The 16,804-nt window shown below is 41.2% G+C and carries 14 protein-coding genes; 7 read left to right on the top strand and 7 right to left on the bottom strand.

Translation table 11 applies throughout. From position 1 onward, the window contains the following. Positions 1-352 precede the first annotated feature (352 nt). Positions 353-1,720 (top strand): NAD-dependent succinate-semialdehyde dehydrogenase, encoded by a 1,368-nt coding sequence (locus IQ264_RS25860; RefSeq protein ID WP_193984311.1) that lies wholly within the window; start codon positions 353-355, stop codon positions 1,718-1,720. A 107-nt stretch (positions 1,721-1,827) separates the two neighbouring features. Further along, positions 1,828-3,465 (top strand): acetolactate synthase large subunit, encoded by a 1,638-nt coding sequence (locus tag IQ264_RS25855; RefSeq protein ID WP_193984309.1) that lies wholly within the window; start codon positions 1,828-1,830, stop codon positions 3,463-3,465. A 220-nt stretch (positions 3,466-3,685) separates the two neighbouring features. Here the strand turns inward: IQ264_RS25855 and IQ264_RS25850 are convergent, their stop codons facing one another. From IQ264_RS25850 to IQ264_RS25825, 6 genes are all read right to left on the bottom strand, one after another. Further along, positions 3,686-5,191 (bottom strand): hypothetical protein, encoded by a 1,506-nt coding sequence (locus IQ264_RS25850; protein ID WP_193984308.1) that lies wholly within the window; start codon positions 5,189-5,191, stop codon positions 3,686-3,688. 41 nt (positions 5,192-5,232) lie between these two features. Further along, positions 5,233-5,979, bottom strand: coding sequence for an FHA domain-containing protein (locus IQ264_RS25845; RefSeq protein WP_228061817.1), 747 nt, complete (start codon positions 5,977-5,979; stop codon positions 5,233-5,235). Between the two features lie 255 nt (positions 5,980-6,234). Continuing rightward, positions 6,235-7,542 carry a vWA domain-containing protein gene (locus IQ264_RS25840; RefSeq protein WP_193984306.1) on the bottom strand — a complete coding sequence of 436 codons (1,308 nt, stop codon included), beginning with the start codon at positions 7,540-7,542 and terminating at the stop codon, positions 6,235-6,237. 230 nt (positions 7,543-7,772) lie between these two features. After that, a complete protein-coding gene (locus IQ264_RS25835; RefSeq protein WP_193984304.1) occupies positions 7,773-8,747 on the bottom strand; it encodes a PP2C family serine/threonine-protein phosphatase in 975 nt (324 codons plus the stop codon). A gap of 235 nt (positions 8,748-8,982) precedes the next feature. Continuing rightward, the gene (locus IQ264_RS25830) at positions 8,983-11,163 is read right to left on the bottom strand and encodes a serine/threonine-protein kinase (protein ID WP_193984302.1); all 2,181 of its coding nucleotides are present in this window, start codon (positions 11,161-11,163) and stop codon (positions 8,983-8,985) included. Between the two features lie 57 nt (positions 11,164-11,220). Continuing rightward, the gene (locus IQ264_RS25825) at positions 11,221-12,429 is read right to left on the bottom strand and encodes a hypothetical protein (protein ID WP_193984299.1); all 1,209 of its coding nucleotides are present in this window, start codon (positions 12,427-12,429) and stop codon (positions 11,221-11,223) included. A gap of 75 nt (positions 12,430-12,504) precedes the next feature. Here IQ264_RS25825 and IQ264_RS25820 point away from each other — a divergent pair, with 75 nt between their 5' ends. Together IQ264_RS25820 and IQ264_RS25815 are read left to right on the top strand one after the other, a co-directional pair. Next, positions 12,505-12,678 carry a hypothetical protein gene (locus IQ264_RS25820; RefSeq protein ID WP_193984297.1) on the top strand — a complete coding sequence of 58 codons (174 nt, stop codon included), beginning with the start codon at positions 12,505-12,507 and terminating at the stop codon, positions 12,676-12,678. Positions 12,679-12,867: 189 nt separating this feature from the next. After that, positions 12,868-13,140 carry a hypothetical protein gene (locus tag IQ264_RS25815; RefSeq protein ID WP_193984295.1) on the top strand — a complete coding sequence of 91 codons (273 nt, stop codon included), beginning with the start codon at positions 12,868-12,870 and terminating at the stop codon, positions 13,138-13,140. Between the two features lie 388 nt (positions 13,141-13,528). Here IQ264_RS25815 and IQ264_RS25810 read toward each other — a convergent pair whose 3' ends face one another. After that, positions 13,529-14,113, bottom strand: a complete 585-nt coding sequence (locus tag IQ264_RS25810; protein WP_193984293.1) for an SH3 domain-containing protein — start codon at positions 14,111-14,113, stop codon at positions 13,529-13,531. 260 nt (positions 14,114-14,373) lie between these two features. Between IQ264_RS25810 and xth the strand changes: the two genes are divergently transcribed. The 3 genes from xth to IQ264_RS25795 are packed head-to-tail and all read left to right on the top strand — an operon-like array spanning position 14,374 to position 16,701. Further along, entirely contained in the window at positions 14,374-15,165 is a 792-nt protein-coding gene (gene xth / locus IQ264_RS25805) for an exodeoxyribonuclease III (protein WP_193984291.1), read from the top strand. A 2-nt stretch (positions 15,166-15,167) separates the two neighbouring features. Continuing rightward, on the top strand, positions 15,168-15,902 hold the full coding sequence (locus IQ264_RS25800) for a class I SAM-dependent methyltransferase (RefSeq protein ID WP_193984289.1): 735 nt from the start codon (positions 15,168-15,170) through the stop codon (positions 15,900-15,902). Positions 15,903-15,927: 25 nt separating this feature from the next. Continuing rightward, positions 15,928-16,701 carry an SGNH/GDSL hydrolase family protein gene (locus tag IQ264_RS25795; protein WP_193984286.1) on the top strand — a complete coding sequence of 258 codons (774 nt, stop codon included), beginning with the start codon at positions 15,928-15,930 and terminating at the stop codon, positions 16,699-16,701. Positions 16,702-16,804: the final 103 nt, after the last annotated feature.

The raw sequence follows: 16,804 nt of genomic DNA, 5'->3' as shown, positions 1-16,804 counted from the left end.
CTTCTACTCCCCCCACTCCCCTACCTTCCCACCGTTCGGCTGACGCTCACGGAAGCCCCCCCATCTCTTCTTCCAGTCCCCAGTCCCAAATCTTAAAATTATCCTTATATTTATAAAGATTTACTAAGTTTAAAAACGATATATTTATATTAATCAAAATTTAGTAAATTCTGCTAGTGAGTATTGTGAAACAATATATAAAGATAATGCAAATATGCAAATTTTAAACTTTTAATTGGTGATTTTAACTTAAAAATAAATCTAAGATTAAAGGAAGACTGGAGTAGCAAATTAACTATGTGAAGAAGTAAAGTGCTACCCCAAGGTATGATTGCAGAACTGGAGAATTAAAATGGGTATCGCCACTATTAACCCAGCAACAGGAGAATTAGTCAAGTCCTTTGAGGCGCTAACTGATGCGGAGATTGAATCTAAGCTGGAACGGGCGCAACAGGCATTTGAGAGTTACCGTCAAACGTCGATGAATCAAAGGGCGCAATGGCTAAACAAAGCGGGGGAAATTTTAGAGAACGATCGCGAACGGTTTGGGAAAATTCTCACTTTAGAAATGGGAAAACCGCTAAAAGCTGCGATCGCAGAAGTCGAAAAATGCGCGTCGGTATGTCGTTATTATGCCGAAAATGCAGCCCAGTTTTTGGCAGATGTACCAGTTACAACCGATGCTAGTAAAAGTTTTGTCCGCTATCAACCATTAGGAATTATTTTGGCAGTCATGCCTTGGAACTTTCCCTTTTGGCAAGTGTTTCGCTTTGCCGCACCTGCATTAATGGCGGGAAATGTTGGAATATTAAAACACGCTTCTAATGTACCGCAATCGGCTTTAGCAATTGAGGAAATTATTCAAGCTGCTGGTTTTCCTGACGCTGTGTTTCAAACCTTATTAATTGGTGCAGGTAAAGTTGCCGCAATTGTAGCCGATGAAAGAGTCAAAGCGGCGACTTTAACCGGAAGTGAAGGTGCAGGAATTAGTTTAGCAGTTGCAGCTGCTAAAGACATCAAAAAAACAGTTTTGGAATTAGGAGGAAGCGATCCTTTTATAGTTTTAGAAAGTGCTGACGTTGAAGCCGCAGCAACTACCGCAGTCACAGCGAGAATGATTAACAATGGTCAATCTTGTATTGCGGCGAAACGATTTATTGTTGCGGAAGCAGTTGCCGATCGATTTGAAAAGCTAATGGTGGAAAAATTCCAAGCTTTAAAAATTGGCGATCCAATGTTACCAGATACAGATGTTGGGCCTTTGGCAACTCCGTCAATTGTGCAAGAATTGGATGAATTAGTAGAAAAATGTGTCCAACATGGCGGAAAAATTTTAACAGGTGGGCATTCTTTTAGCGATCGACCAGGCAATTACTTTCCCCCCACTATTTTGAGTGATTTGCCTCCAGGATCGCCAGCCGACAAAGAGGAATTTTTTGGCCCAGTGGCGTTATTATTCCGAGTCAAAAATCTTGACGAAGCGATTAAAAAAGCAAATGACATTCCCTTTGGACTTGGAGCTAGTGCTTGGACTACAGTAGAAGAAGAACGCGATCGCCTGATTTCAGAAATTGAAGCAGGTGCCGTATTCATCAATGGCCTAGTGAAATCTGACCCGCGTCTACCCTTTGGCGGAATCAAGCGTTCCGGCTATGGCAGAGAACTAGGCATCCAAGGCATTCATGAATTTGTCAACGTTAAAACCGTTTGGGTCAAATAAAACATTCTAGTTGATTAGTAATTAGTAGTTAGTGGGCGTTTTGTCTACTAACTACTAACTATCAATTTAATTAGCGTTTACTATTAACCGAGGAGTCACAAACCAGAATGAATACCGCTGAACTATTGGTTAAATGTTTAGAAAATGAAGGTGTTAAATATATCTTTGGTTTGCCAGGAGAAGAAAACCTCCATGTTCTAGAGGCACTCAGAAATTCTAGTATCCAATTTATTACTGTCCGACATGAACAAGGCGCAGCTTTTATGGCTGATGTTTATGGACGTTTGACTGGTCACGCTGGAGTTTGTCTTTCTACTTTAGGCCCTGGGGCAACTAATTTAATGACAGGTGTGGCTGATGCTAATCTAGACCGTGCCCCGCTAGTAGCAATTACTGGGCAAGTGGGAACCGATCGAATGCACAAAGAATCGCACCAATTTTTAGATTTAGTGGCTATGTTTACGCCTGTAACTAAATGGAATGCCCAAATTGTTCGCCCTAGCATTGCCCCGGAAGTTGTTCGGAAAGCTTTTAAATTAGCGCAAACAGAAAAACCTGGTGCAGTGCATATTGATGTGCCAGAAAATATTGCGGCAATGGAAGTTACAGGAGAACCTTTGAGTAAGGGTGATGTGGAAAAAACCTTTGCTTCTTTCCGCAGTATTAAACACGCATCAGAAGTGATTTCTCAAGCTCAAAATCCTTTGATTTTGGTGGGAAATGGGGCAATTCGCGATCAAGCTAGTGGTGCTGTAACGGAATTTGCTACACGATTAAATATCCCGGTTGCTAATACTTTTATGGGTAAAGGTGTAATTCCTTATACCCATCCTTTAGCATTGTGGGCAGTTGGTTTGCAACAGCGAGATTACATTAGTTGTGGTTTCGATCATGCTGATTTGGTGATTGCGATTGGTTACGATTTAATTGAGTATTCCCCGAAAAAGTGGAATCCTGACGGCAAAATTCCCATAATCCATATTAATGCTACCCATGCGGAAATTGATAGCAACTATATTCCTGAAGTTGAAGTAGTGGGTGATATTTCTGATTCCTTGGATGAAATTTTACAACGGGCCGATCGCACTGGTAAACCAGATACTTATGCTTTGCAATTAAGAGATGACATTCGTGCAGATTACGAACGTTATGCCAATGATGATGGTTTCCCGATTAAGCCACAAAAACTAATATACGATTTGCGGCAAGTAATGGGTGAAGAAGATATTGTGATTTCTGATGTCGGCGCACATAAAATGTGGATGGCAAGACATTATCATTGCGATCGCCCAAATACTTGTATCATTTCTAATGGTTTTGCGGCAATGGGGATTGCCATTCCCGGTGCGATCGCAGCAAAATTAGTCCATCCCGATAAGAAAATTGTTGCCGTTACAGGCGATGGCGGTTTCATGATGAATTGCCAAGAATTAGAAACAGCTTTGCGCGTCGGTACTCCTTTTGTAACCATCATTTTTAATGATGGTGGTTATGGTTTAATTGAGTGGAAACAGCAAAATCAATTAGGTCGATCGGCATTCATTAAATTTGGCAATCCTGATTTCGTCAAATTCGCGGAAAGTATGGGTTTAAAAGGGTACAGAATTGAATCAACTGCTGATTTTATTCCGACTCTGAAAACTGCTTTGGAACAGGATGTCCCAGCAGTAATTGACTGTCCAGTTGACTATCGGGAAAATCTGCGGTTTACCCAAAAAGCAGGCGCTTTGAACTGCGCGATTTAATTAGGGCTTGCTGAATAAGTCTGTTGGTGGGGGTAGGGACACGGCATCATTAATATTTGCAATTCCTACTGTTATCTCTTTCATGCCGTGTCCCTACAATTTCCTAGAAAAAGGCCAGGATTTTGCGCCAAAAAGTCTGAAAAACTTGCACTTGTTTTGAGCAAAAAAGGCGCAAAACCCTTACATATCTTACTTTTTACCTTTATTCAGCAAACCCTATTTAGTTAAACTCCTTCAGGCGAGGCGATAATCCCAAAAAGCTTGACAAGCCGATCGCAGCAACTACACCAAACGCAATAATTTCAAAGCGGGTGATAGCACGAATTTCAACTTTGTTAGTTGTACTTAAAATCTGGATTGCCTCATTTGCTGCTTTTGTTTGAGCATCTTGGGGATTAGGATTTACTTTAACCTTAAATGCGGTATCAACACCTACTTCCCGAAACGCTTGTACAATCGACTCCTGAAATGCTGCCATGTTGATATTTAGTACTTTCTGATGAGCTTCTTTGTACCGATCGAATGCCCAGTTGGATTGATTAATATTGTTTCCTACACATAATGCGATCGCTTCCTGATGCTTACCACTTTGCTCTAATTGGCGAATTTGTTTGTCAATATCCAAATACTCTCCGAAAGATCGCAGTGTTTCTATTGCTGCTTCCCGTTCCCCAGGAAAAGTGATATTGTGAAGAGCATCAGCCAGAAATCCTTGAAAACCTGGAACTTTAAATTTCTGATCTTGAGTGGATTGGTAAGCATTCGCTACTGAATTAAAGGTTTGGGTACTCGGTATTTTAGCAATTTGATTTGTTTTCTGAAAAAACGCTTGTTCATGAGTTTTAGCAAAAGTTTTATCTAACAAATAACGACTTTCATCTCCATTGGCGCTATAAGCTAGTACTCTTGCTTGACGCAAATCATAAAGCGAATCAAAAGCATTCTCTTTGGCAACTTTTAAGTTATAAGAAGCAGCACTCAAAGTTTGGTAAGTATAACCCAAAAAGATCAGAGCGATTGCAGATGCCGTTAACAATCCAGGGTTCAATATTCGTCGCATCCGGTAGTTCAAAAATAATTGCACTCCAACTAACACTCCCAGAAGCAGCAGTCCAGAGATTGTCACAATAAAAAAATATTTTAAAGCCGTCGCTTGCTGGTTTAGATAACTAATATTTAGCTGAGTATTATTGACTTCAGCCAGTTTTGTTGCCGCAGGTAACAAAGTTTTATCCATTATTTCTGCGGCAGCTCGATAAGCTTTGATTTTGTTGGCTTCATCGTTTGCTTTATGAAAATCTCGCGCCTGTTGAATCAACTGAATATAGTCTCCTACCTTCGATTGAATTGTTTCGATTGGAATGCGTTCTTGGTCATCAAATGTAATATTTTCAGCAGCAACAACCAGTAATTTAGACAACTTTTCGCGACGATTATTGTACCCTGACACCGCATCCTGATTTTGTCCCGGTTGAGCCAACAACTCATTAACAACATTAGCATCCATGTCTGCTAAACTATCTTTGATTCTTTGAGCATTAAGAATGCTGGGAGCAGAATCTAAACCAACAGTTTTGATAGCTTCTCGTTGTGATTGAACAGATGCGATCGCTATAGTTACGAACAGCAAACTAGTTCCCCAAATAGCAAACAAACTGTTTTTTAAGAGTTTCGGTGTAGAAGTTTTTTTGACTTTTGTTAAAAAGCTGACACTTGTTGTACTCATTGTTTAACTTTATCCTTTAATTTGTATAGCAGAATGCAGAGTTATAAGCCATCATTACGCGAGGAGCTAACAGAAATTCTTGTCCAATGTCCTAGCGTAATTTCATCTCCATTCTTTAAAGGAGTATCAATCATTGGTTTTACTTCAACATTATTGAGTTTCGTGCCATTTGAAGAGCCAATATCGCGTAGCATTAAAGTTCCATCAGGATTGAGATTTAAAACAGCATGACGATGGGAAATCGCATCGTCAAAGTCGAGGGAAATTTCCGGGAAGATTGCCCGTGCTTGACTTGTACGCCCGATTAGATTAGTTGGTCGTTCTAGACGGAAATTTAAAGGAATAAAATTGTCAGGAGGTAGTGGACTTTCTGGCTCGCGGAGTTGAGGATCGATCGCAATTGTAATTTCCCAACTCAACGAAGTAGCAGCAGTGTAAAGTGGAATTACTTTTGGTACTTGGCTTGGTTCTTCTAGTTTGATTGCATCAGAAACAACAGCTGCAACAGGTATTTCTCCATGCGCCCCACTCACAAAGTTATAACCGCAAATTTCGCAGAAATCTCCACTATTCAATTCGTGAGGAGCAGAACAATCTGGACAAGTTAAGTGATTAGTAAAATTAGCTTGTTGATGAGGCAATTCCGTAGAGTTTAATAATTGCTCAGAACTACCTTGAATCCGAGTACCACACTCGGAACAATAATCAGACTCAGTAGAGTTATGCCCTTTGGGACAGAGATAAGTGGACATGGTATCTTCAAATAAATATATTTTGTCATTGCTCAAAAGTTATTTGTCATTTGTTATTTAATTTATTAATCTCTTCACTAATGACCAATGACCAATGACCGATAATTAACGCAAGTTGCTAGTTATTAATTATTTCTTGTTCCCCCCTTAATAAGGGGGGCTAGGGGGGATCTAAGGCTGTGATTACTGGGTTTTGATCCCCCCAACCCCCCTTAATAAGGGGGGCTAAGAAAGAGCCTTAATAAGGGGGGCTAAGAAAGAGCCAGACTTGTAACTAGCAACTTGAGTTAATTATTGATTAGATTTAGGAATTCTAGTGGTTTTTGTCGATCGCGTTTCTAGTGCCATTGCATCTGATGCCGCAACTTCTCGTTTCAAGCGCACAGTTCCCGTGTTAGCATCTTCCACATCCACAACTTTGCGGAGTAACTTAGCTGTTGCTTCGTTGCCAGATTGATGGGCTAGTTGCACCGCTTTACCGAGTTTGGCAGTTGCTACCTCAAAGTTGCCTTGTGCGCGTGCTTCCAATCCTTCCTGAATCGAATGAGCGAGTTCTGCTTGTCCAGTGTAGTGAGCAACACGGCGATCGATCTTAGTAGATTTAGCTTCCTCGTCAGTCCAAATTGCTAGAATCTTTGCTTCCGTAATCTTAGTTTCCACCCCATTCAAGGTATAGATTAAACTGGCACGCCCTGCCAGCATCTCATCACCCACTTTTCCAGGTTGCACTTCAATGCAGAAATGGTAATCGCGGGATTCACCTTTACCCCAAGAACCTGTGGGATAATCGACAATCTGAGGTTTTACTGACTTGCCACGCCCGGTTAAGTCAACAATATCAGGACTTACTTGCTTACAAAAAACAGTACGAGCACCTTGGGGAGTCCACAAGCGAAGATTTACATCGCTGATGTTCTTGCTCATAGCTTTAAGAAGAATTTGCTGAAAATCTGCCTCAATTCCTTGAGCATCGGGAATAATATCAGTCGTGCCTAATAACTTGTGAGAAATTTGCTGGAGTTGTGCTACTTTCCAATCAGTTCCCACTCCCCGACAATCACATTGAAATACACCTTCACATCGCTCTAAGACAGCTAACAAAGCGCGATCGTCACCCTTATCATTTTGACCATCTGTGAGCAAAAGTGCCTGCCGAATCGCATTTGGCATCTTATTGAATTGTGCCAAAGCCTCAGCCAACCAAGTTGAAATTGCAGTTGTTCCATTAGCATCAATATTGCGGACAAGATTAATTGCCCGTTCCTTATTGTGTGGTGTTGCTAACACAACCGGAACAATTACTTTGGCATCACTGGCTCCAGTCACAACAAAAAAGTAAGTGTTTTCTGGCATTAACTGGATCAATTTAATAATTGCTTGTTTAGCAGCGAGAATTTTTGTAGTCTGCTTTGAGCTAGAATTATCACTCTGCATTGAGCCAGAAGTATCACAGATGATGCCAAATAACCGATCGCCATTCGACGTAGCAGAGGTTTCCACAACATCCTCTGAAGTAATTGTCATAATGGCATGAATTTCCCCAAAACCTTGAGGTAAATATTGATTCTGAAAAACTTCCGCTTTGAATTGACTAGTCATTTGATTTTAGATTTCAGTTTGTTATTTACTCAAGTTGCTAGTTAGTTATATTTATTGTTTAGGCTGGTAGTGGGTAATTGGTAGTCGGTAGTAGGATTTTTATGAAATATTTTACTACCAATTACCCACTACCTACTACCAATTACGACTAGAAGTAAAGTAACTAGCAACTTGCGTTATTTGTCATTTGTCATTTGTTATGTGTTAATCTTTTGACATAAGACTAATGACTAAATCGACAAAATTGCCACAGTAATGTTATCGGCTCCTCCTTGCGATCGTGCAAATTCAACCAATCCCTCAGACAAAACAATGGCATTAGGATCGGTGTATCTTTGCACCAGTTCAGCAAGGTGACTAGGAGTATGGATGTAGTTCCACAGACCATCACTACAGAGCAATAGATAACCAGAGCTAGAGATAGTAAATTTAACTACCGAAGGAACGGCATCATTTTCGGCATCCTTTCCTAACCAACGACTAATAGCATGAGCTTGGGGAGATTGTCTTGCCTCTATTTCCGAGAGTTTGCCAGATTTAACTACATCATTGAGCCAAGAATCATCCTCAGTTAGTTGTTGAATATTAGCGCCAGAAATCCAATAAGCACGACTGTCACCCAACCAACCAATTGTGACTTCGGTTCCTTGAACGGATGCGGCAACAATCGTAGTTGAGGGTGGATCATGATCTTCTTCTCTTTGTGATTGATAAGGGATAGCACAAACGGCTTTTAGGGCAGATGCGATCGCTTTTTTCATCGCCAGTTCTGAATCTTCCCCTACAGGTATTGCCTCTACCAAATATTGACAACTTGTATTTGCCGCCATTTTAGCCGCTACCTCTGGAGCCTGAGAACTGGATACTCCATCACAGACAACTAGAACATGATGACGATCGTTGAGGGATTGCAAAGCTAGATAATCTTCATTACGATCGCGCTTGAGTCCTGGATCGCTAACCCCAGCCAATCTTTGAGACACTACCAGTTTTATGCGTTCGTTCGATGCAATATCTGAGATTGGAGCATTGCGAAATCCACACTGAGCGCAATAACCTTCTGCATCAATATCGTTGGCACCGCATTTTAAACAAGTTGTTGTCGGTGATAAACCTTCTGCTATTAAAGGCACACCACAATTCTCACAAAAGCGATCGTCTGCCAGGATAGGACTTTTACAATTAGGACATTGAGTATTAGTCATTTGTTATTGGTTATTTATTATTAAGGCTGTTTGCTAGTTATAATCGATCCCCCCTAACCCCCCTTAACAAGGGGGGAACCGGATCTCAAAGTTGCCTTTTTTAAGGGGGGAACCGGATCTCAAAGTCCCCCTTGTTAAGGGGGATTTAGGGGGATCGCCTACGGCACGCTACGCGAACGAAAATGGTCAGTTGTCATTTGTTATTGGTCATTTGTTAACCTCTTCACCGATAACATTAAAATAATGTTCGAGGACGGACGCGATTAGCTTCATCGACTAATTGAATTTTTTCGTCACCCGTTGTCAGGTGTGCCATCGATCGCAAAACTTTTTCCAATCCCAAGCGCAGTTTCACTTCTTCGAGTGGTTGTCCGAGAATCATAACTGTAGAGGTTGGCGAGAGAGCCTGAGTTGTCAGTAGATGTAAGGCGGTTTCCAAAACTCTTTTATTTAGTTGATAGCGTTCCATACCATCCAAAGCGATCGCTTCTACAACTATGGCTGCATTTTTCAGTTCATTCATTCCAGGTTGAGATTTTTCTCGACTGGTGAGAATGCGGGCAACTTCTACCCGCGATCGAGTAAACAAACTTGAAGATTGTGGCACTTGTTCCAAAGCTGTAACTGCTTCATTACGCTTATTTTGATGGATCAGACAACGTGCTAAACCGAACGCCGCAGAAACGTAGCCCGGATCGGTGCGAAGCACTAACTCATACATCTTGATGGCAAAAGGAAAATCACCAGCTTTTTCTGCACACAGAGCGATCGCCAATTTAGGAGCCAGTTCTCCAGGCAAATCGAAATAAACCTGATCGAAAGCTTTCTTTGCTTCCTGTGCCTTTCCTGCTGCCATCTGCAATCGTCCACGATACCAGAGTACTCGCCAATCCCAAGGGTCTTTTTCCTCAATAGTTGCCAGAATTTTTTCTGCCTGCAACATAGTGCCACCTAAATCAATTAAGCTATTCGCTAATCGGAATAGAGCTTCTTTTGATTTGGGAAACTGATTAGCTATCTGAGTCAGGCTTTCGATGCGACGATTGAGGTCTGCGATCGCACTAGCATTCATAACTTGATTAAACGCCGGATCGGTAGCATCCAATAGAGGAATTGGTAAGTGGTAAAACTGGGGTTTAATGGGGGTAAAATCATTTGCCGCAGTCAGAGGGAGCAAATCCCCACCAAATAGAACACTGGAAGCAGGACGGGGATTACCCGTTTCTAGAGCCACGACTTCCCGCAACACACCTAACAATTGATCTGCCATCTCATCGGCAGATTGAAAGCGATCGTCAGGATTTTCCGCAGTTGCCTTGAGCAGAAAACGATAGAGCGATTCTTGTTGAGCAAACAAAGGTTCTTCTTGCGGACTTGGCAAAGTGTATTGATGGGTGCTGCCAAAGCCTGAGAAGTCACACAATAACACCGCTAGAGTTCGCCCTACTGTATAAAGGTCAGAGACAACCGTTGGCCCCATTTCTGCTACTTCCGGTGCGCTGTAGCCAACTGTACCGTAAATGTCGCCTTCTGGGTCGTCAATCCGACGAACACCGCCCATATCGATTAGTTTGACATCATTGCCTTCGAGCATCATGTTATCGGGCTTAAAGTCGCAGTAAACTAGCCCTTGGGTGTGTAGGTAAGCGAAGGCTCCCAGGATGCGATGGATGTAAGCGATCGCTTCCGATACAGGCAAAGGCCCTCGTTCTTTGCGAATCTGCTTCAGCGTCTGACCACCGACATACTCCATGACAATGAAGCCTTCGGTGCCATGATTGACAAAGTTGTAAATCCCAACAATATTGCCGTGCTTGACCGATGCTAGAAATTTACGTTCGGCAACAGCGACGGCTGCACTGGCAGCGTCTTCACTATTCAACAACCCTTTGAGAACTATGTAACGGGACAGGGTGTTGTCGAAACCCAAGTAAATCCAGCCTAATCCACCGTAGGCGATCGCACCCTTTACCTCATACTGCCCCGCAATCAGATCCTTCGGATTTAACGTTGGGATGAAAGAGTACTTCTGCCCACACTTACTGCAAAAACCCTTCTCCCGACGCAACGGATTATTACAGTTGTTGCAAAATCTTTTATTTTCCGGCACTTTCGGATCGGGCAGAATCAATTTTTCTGGTTCTGTAGAGGGCAGTTCTGGAATTGAAACTAACCCCGCCCCTAACTGTTTGCGACTACTGCGGGCAGAGGTAGAAGTTGTGCGCCGAGAGCCTTTGGAACGATTAGTCAAAGGAGAAGACCCCGTTCCGGTAGTAACCGGAGAACTTCTTCCCGTAGGCGTTGTCATCTGTTTTTGGCTACTCGTTTGCGATCTCAGTGCCGCTAATCCACAAACATTGCAATAACCATCTTCAATAGTTCCACTGCATCCAGGGCGTTTACAAAGTTCATTCATAAGTTTGTTATTGGTTATTTTCTACCTTCTGCCTTCTGCCTTTCTTCTACACAATGACTAATAGCTATTTAATTCTTTTTCATACTTTTTAATTATTTCTATTGCTTTAGCCAAATCTGTAGGACGATTATAAAGAATTTGTTTTGCTTGGGCGGCGAGGTCAGATAAAATTGGGTCTTCTGCTTTTTGGCGTGCGAGAGCTTTAGCTTTGAGTGCCTCTAAGCGACCTCGGAGTTCGCGACGAGTTTCTAGGGGATAATTGTTTTTAGTAACGGCTTGTTGTTCGTTAGCGATCGCACTTTTTACCTTCACCATCCAGTTTTCTAAACCCACCTGAATCGGGCTAATTAATCCTTCAGCAAATCGAGTTTCTAAGCGGGATAACCACTGGCGCATTGCTTCTAACTGGTCGTTGGGTAAAGGAGATTGTAACCCAGAACGATCGGTTACTTTTTCCAGACTTTCATTGTATGCCATCTCTGCTTGCTGTTTCAAATCTGCAAGTTGTAGTAGCAAAGTATTAGCCGATCGTAGTCCGTCTTGGACTTGATTATATTGCTGCCAAATCTGATTTAAACTGTTTTTTGCTCGTTCAATTAGCGGCTGAATTTGCTGCTCAAACTCATCACTTACTCCCAAGGGATCTTCCGCTACTCGATCGCGCAAAGGTGCAAGAGTTTGCTGTGCTGCTTTCAAATCTATCAAGTCATCCACTCTAAGAGTTTTCGCCTGTTGCTGTAAAGTCTGAATCTCAGCTACAGCCTGGGCTAGTTTTGGCTCTAAACTAGACCAAGCCCGATCGACTGCTAAAATCGTATCTCTGGCAGTTTCAAAAGTGCTGGACATCATTGCCAAAAGCTCATCCGGTGTCACTGAGTAAATGCTTTCCGTTGGACTTAGCAAACTCCTTTGTGCCAGAGGAACTTGTACAACAGACAATTGAATAGATCGCCCAGTTAACAGATCTTCGATCGGTCGCAGTTTCTCACTACTTCCTAGAAATCGCGGGACTTGTTTGCGTAATGTTGCCGCTTGGTTAATTGTTGCCAGCAACAGATCCAAGTGTACAAAAACTTGTGCGATCGCATCGAGGGCCCAAGCAACCTGCGTTGCAGTAGTTCCAGTCAGTTTAGCCTTCGACAGTCCAGCTTCACCTGCCAAACGTTGATAGGTGACAAGTTCCTGAAGGGCAAGTATATTCTGACTTGCGCGGTCTAACCTTATTTTCCAATCAGCCAGTAATTGGTCAATTTGTTCGAGTATCACCTGTGTATTGGGAATTTGAGTAAGAAGTTATTTCAAATCATGGCTCAAATATAGCGAATAGGTTGTTTCTTTTTAATGGGTGTATGTGCGATTCCTGCTTATGGCACAAGGAAATTGGCACAAATGAGTGCGATCGTACCATTCTCTAATGACCCATTACCCCTATCGCAAATAGCGGATTTTTACCGTGACGCTAAAACGGCAGGTGCAAGATCTCAGTTGACCGAACTACTGGCGTTTAATTTATAGTAAATATTCGCGTTCTGATAAATTAGGTATACATCTACCTCACGATATTATTGTATCTAAAACCTAAGATGGATGGCAATACTTCTGCATCATGGAATCATGAAACACAGGTAGTAAACGCCTTATTACTAAAATAAGTTTGCTTCTGATTTTTGTGCTTGTAGAAACGCTGAAAAAGAGAATAATTTCATGGAAAATACATTATTTGATCGAGTATTTCGAGACAGCGAAGGCAACATTGTTATAGCTCAACCTCCAAATTTACCGCTCATTGTTGGGGTTGTAGCTAGTTTGTTACAGATAATTTCGCCTATGGCTAAAATTAATCTTGGATTGGATTTAATAGCCTTTGGTTCTTTATTTACTTGGGCTTGGTTAGAATTATTTGAAGGTGTTAATTACTTTCGGAGAGCATTAGGTCTTATTGTACTTGTTGGTTTGATTGCATGGAAAGTTCAATAAGATGATTTAATTTTTCAGATAGTGCTTTATAGCATATTCATCTACTTTATTGGGAATATGTTTACAATTTTCCAATTAGAAGACTATTTCGCCAACTTCCTGATAAATTTTTTCTGGCGATAACTCACTCCCAACACCCATAAAAATAGTATTTGTTATTCAGCTAATCTATACTTAATTTTTATTAGTTCGGTACAGATTGCCGGATTTCTGTAAAACTTAAATCTTGCTCCAGTAAGGAGGTAGAACCTCCCAACCCTCGTTACCAGGTTGAACCTGGTAACGAGAAATACAGGCTCCGCCTCAGAAGTGCAAGATATCAGTAAAATACAGCAATCTGTAAATAAGTAACTACTCAAATCTGTAACAATAACTTCAGCAGCCAAAGTTAGTCGCCACAATTGAGGTAGTTGCTATTAACCCAACCTTCCAAACCATTAACGCTACCATTTGGCCCTCTAACAACGCGGACATAAACCCAAGGATCTGCCCCTGCCCTAATCAGACTCACCGTATTTCCATTATTAAGACCCGCTTTGCTTCTACCATTAGGCGTGAACCGCAGTGCCAGTTGTCCGGTTTCAATTCCTACTACTTCACAAGCCCCAGAGGTATTTTGACTACTCGCCCCGCTGCAAGAAAGGTAATTGGAATTGACCCAACCTTGTAAATCATTAACTCTGGAATTTGGGCCTGCCAGAACTCGCACATAAACCCAAGGGTTCGGCCCTTTTCTAACCAAAGCGACGGTATTACCGTTATCTAGACCAGCTTTGGATTGACCATTAGGAGTAAAGCGCAGTGCTAATTGTCCAGTTTGGATATTGGCTACACTGCAAGTTGTTTGTTGAGCTATTAGCTGGGCTTGGGTGTTTTTGGGAATTGCGATCGCGGGTAAATTTACCCCCATCATCGACAGGGATAAAATGGGAATTGTTACTAAAGAATTGATGAAATTTTTGCTGTTTGTCATGGTCAGTTTGTGGGAAGACATTTAACACTTATGGTGGGAAACAGGAGTGCTTGGGGACTAATTAAGTTTGTTGTAACGAGTTTAGTCGCTTTTTTCTGGATAAAAACACTGAAGCTTTTACAACTAACGGCTAATTTTTTATTAACGAGTTTAGTCGCTTTTTTCCAGGATAAAAACACTGAAGTGTTTACAACAAACCAGATTTATTATAGGTGCTTTTGGGCTATTATTAACCAATGACCAATAATTAATGACTAATAATGAAAATTGCTACTTGGAATGTTAACTCAGTTCGCACTCGCTTAGAACAAGTAACCAATTGGTTGCAGGAAAATCCAGTTGATGTTTTGTGTTTGCAAGAAACCAAAGTTGTAGATGACTTATTTCCCATAACAGCTTTTGAAAGTTTGGGTTATCAAGCTTATATTTCTGGGCAAAAATCTTACAATGGTGTTGCTTTAATTAGTCGTCAACCTTTGGTGGAAGTTAGCCAAGGTTTTGCACCAATTTTAGGTGAAAATCTTGTAGGAAATTTTGACGAACAAAAGCGAGTCATTACTGGTGTACTAGGTGATATTCGCGTTGTTAATCTTTATGTTCCCAATGGTTCTGTAGTGGGTAGTGAAAAGTACGAATATAAGTTAAAATGGTTGATTGTTTTGCGCGAATACTTACAAAATTTGTTAGAAAGAACGCCTAATCATCTTTGTGTTTGTGGTGATTTTAATGTTGCTTTAGAAGATATAGATATTCATAATCCCAAAGGTAGAGAAACTAAGGTAATGGCAACAGATTTAGAACGTCAAGGCTTAAAAACTGTATTAGAATTAGGGTTAATTGATGTGTTTCGGAAATTCATTTCTGAAGGCGGACATTATAGTTGGTGGGATTATCGAACTGGTGGTTTTAAGCGAAATTGGGGTTGGCGAATCGATCATATTTATCTTACTCCTGGTTTGTGCGATCGGGCCACAAATTGTACCATTGATATTGAACCAAGAAAATTAACCCAACCTAGCGACCACACCCCAGTAATTGTTACCTTGGAATAACTATGACTAGAACTGACACTGCTTGGCAAAATGCCGAATTAGCCCAAACTTTTCTCGAAGGAGTACGCGGAGGTATTCCCCTTGCGTCAGAGCAAATTAATCTAATGCTAAAAATTATAAGTTTAGCTCTGCCAAAAGTGGAAACTTTTTTAGATTTAGGTTGCGGCGATGGCGTTTTAGGTCGAGCAATTTTGGCTAAATACCCCCATGCTAAAGGGGTATTTTTGGACTTTTCCGAAACAATGTTAGCAGCAGCTAAAAGCAAACTGGGAAATAGTCAAAATGCCGAGTTTATTTCCCAAGATTTTGGGATTAAAGATTGGGTAAATGTAGTAAAAAGGCAAGAAGGATTTGATTTAATCGTTTCTGGTTTTGCCATTCATCATCAAACTGATGAACGGAAAAAAGAAATTTATCAAGAGATTTTTGATTTGCTAAAACCAGGCGGTTTATTCTTGAATCTAGAACATATACAATCTCCAAGTCAATGGGTAGAAACCGTATTTTGTGAAGTTTTTATTGACTCGTTGTATGAGTTTCATCAGCGCAATCGATCAGGAAAAACCAGGGAAGAAATTGCTCAAGAATATTACCACAGACCTGATAAAGTAGCGAACATTTTAGCGCCTTTAGAAGTTCAGTGTCAATGGTTGAGAGAAATCGGTTTTATCAATGTTGATTGTTACTTTAAAGTTTTGGAAATAGCTTTGTTTGGGGGAATGAAGGCAAGTATTTGACAAAAACAGGAAAATATTTAGGTCTATGAAAAGCACTTTTCATAATGCAACTGTTGCAATCAAGGAATGGATTTTGTTTTATTGGATTGCTCCCGCTTTGTCTCGGCTGCCAATACGAACACTTGATAAACTAAATCATCGATTAACTGATTGGGCGCAATTGGGATTTTATCATCAAGAAAATGCTCTAATTCCGCCTCCGAATCTAAATGAAAATCGGATAGTCTTTTTTGGTGATTCGATTACCGAATTTTGGGATTTAGCCAGCTATTTTCCCGACAAACCTTACATTAATCGCGGGATTGCTGGGCAAACTACGCAGCAAATGTTAATTCGCTTTCGCCCGGATGCGATCGCACTTAAACCAAAAGTTGTGTTGATTTTAGCTGGAATAAATGATATTGCAGGTAACACAGGTTTGGTGACTTTGGCAATGATTGAGGATAATTATGCTTCAATGGCAGAACTCGCGCAAGCTAACCAAATCCAAGTTATTTTTGCTTCAGTTTTACCCATTAATGACTATAGTTCGATCGATCGATCGCAAATACATTTACCTTCTAAAATTCGCGCCCTCAACGATTGGCTACAACGCTACTGTTTGGAGCATAATCACATTTACCTCGATTATTACAGCCAAATGCTAGATCCCAAAGGAATGCTAAAAGCAGACTTAGCAGATGATGGATTACATCCTAACCCCAAAGGTTATCAAATTATGGCTTTGCTGGCTGAATCTGCAATTGAACAAGCACTGCAAAAACTGAATTGTCCAAAACCCAACCTTACAGAGTTTTAAGTTAATATTGTCTCCTTGTCCTCTTGTCTCCTTGTCCTCTTGTCCTCTTGTCCTCTTGTCCCCTTGTCCTCTTGTCCCCTTGTCCTCTTGTCCCCTTGTCCCC

This window comes from [Phormidium] sp. LEGE 05292 (genome assembly GCF_015207735.1).
Lineage (GTDB): Bacteria > Cyanobacteriota > Cyanobacteriia > Cyanobacteriales > Aerosakkonemataceae > Floridanema.
The sequence above is the reverse complement of the archived record's forward strand: the minus strand, read 5'-3'. Positions and strand labels throughout refer to the sequence as shown.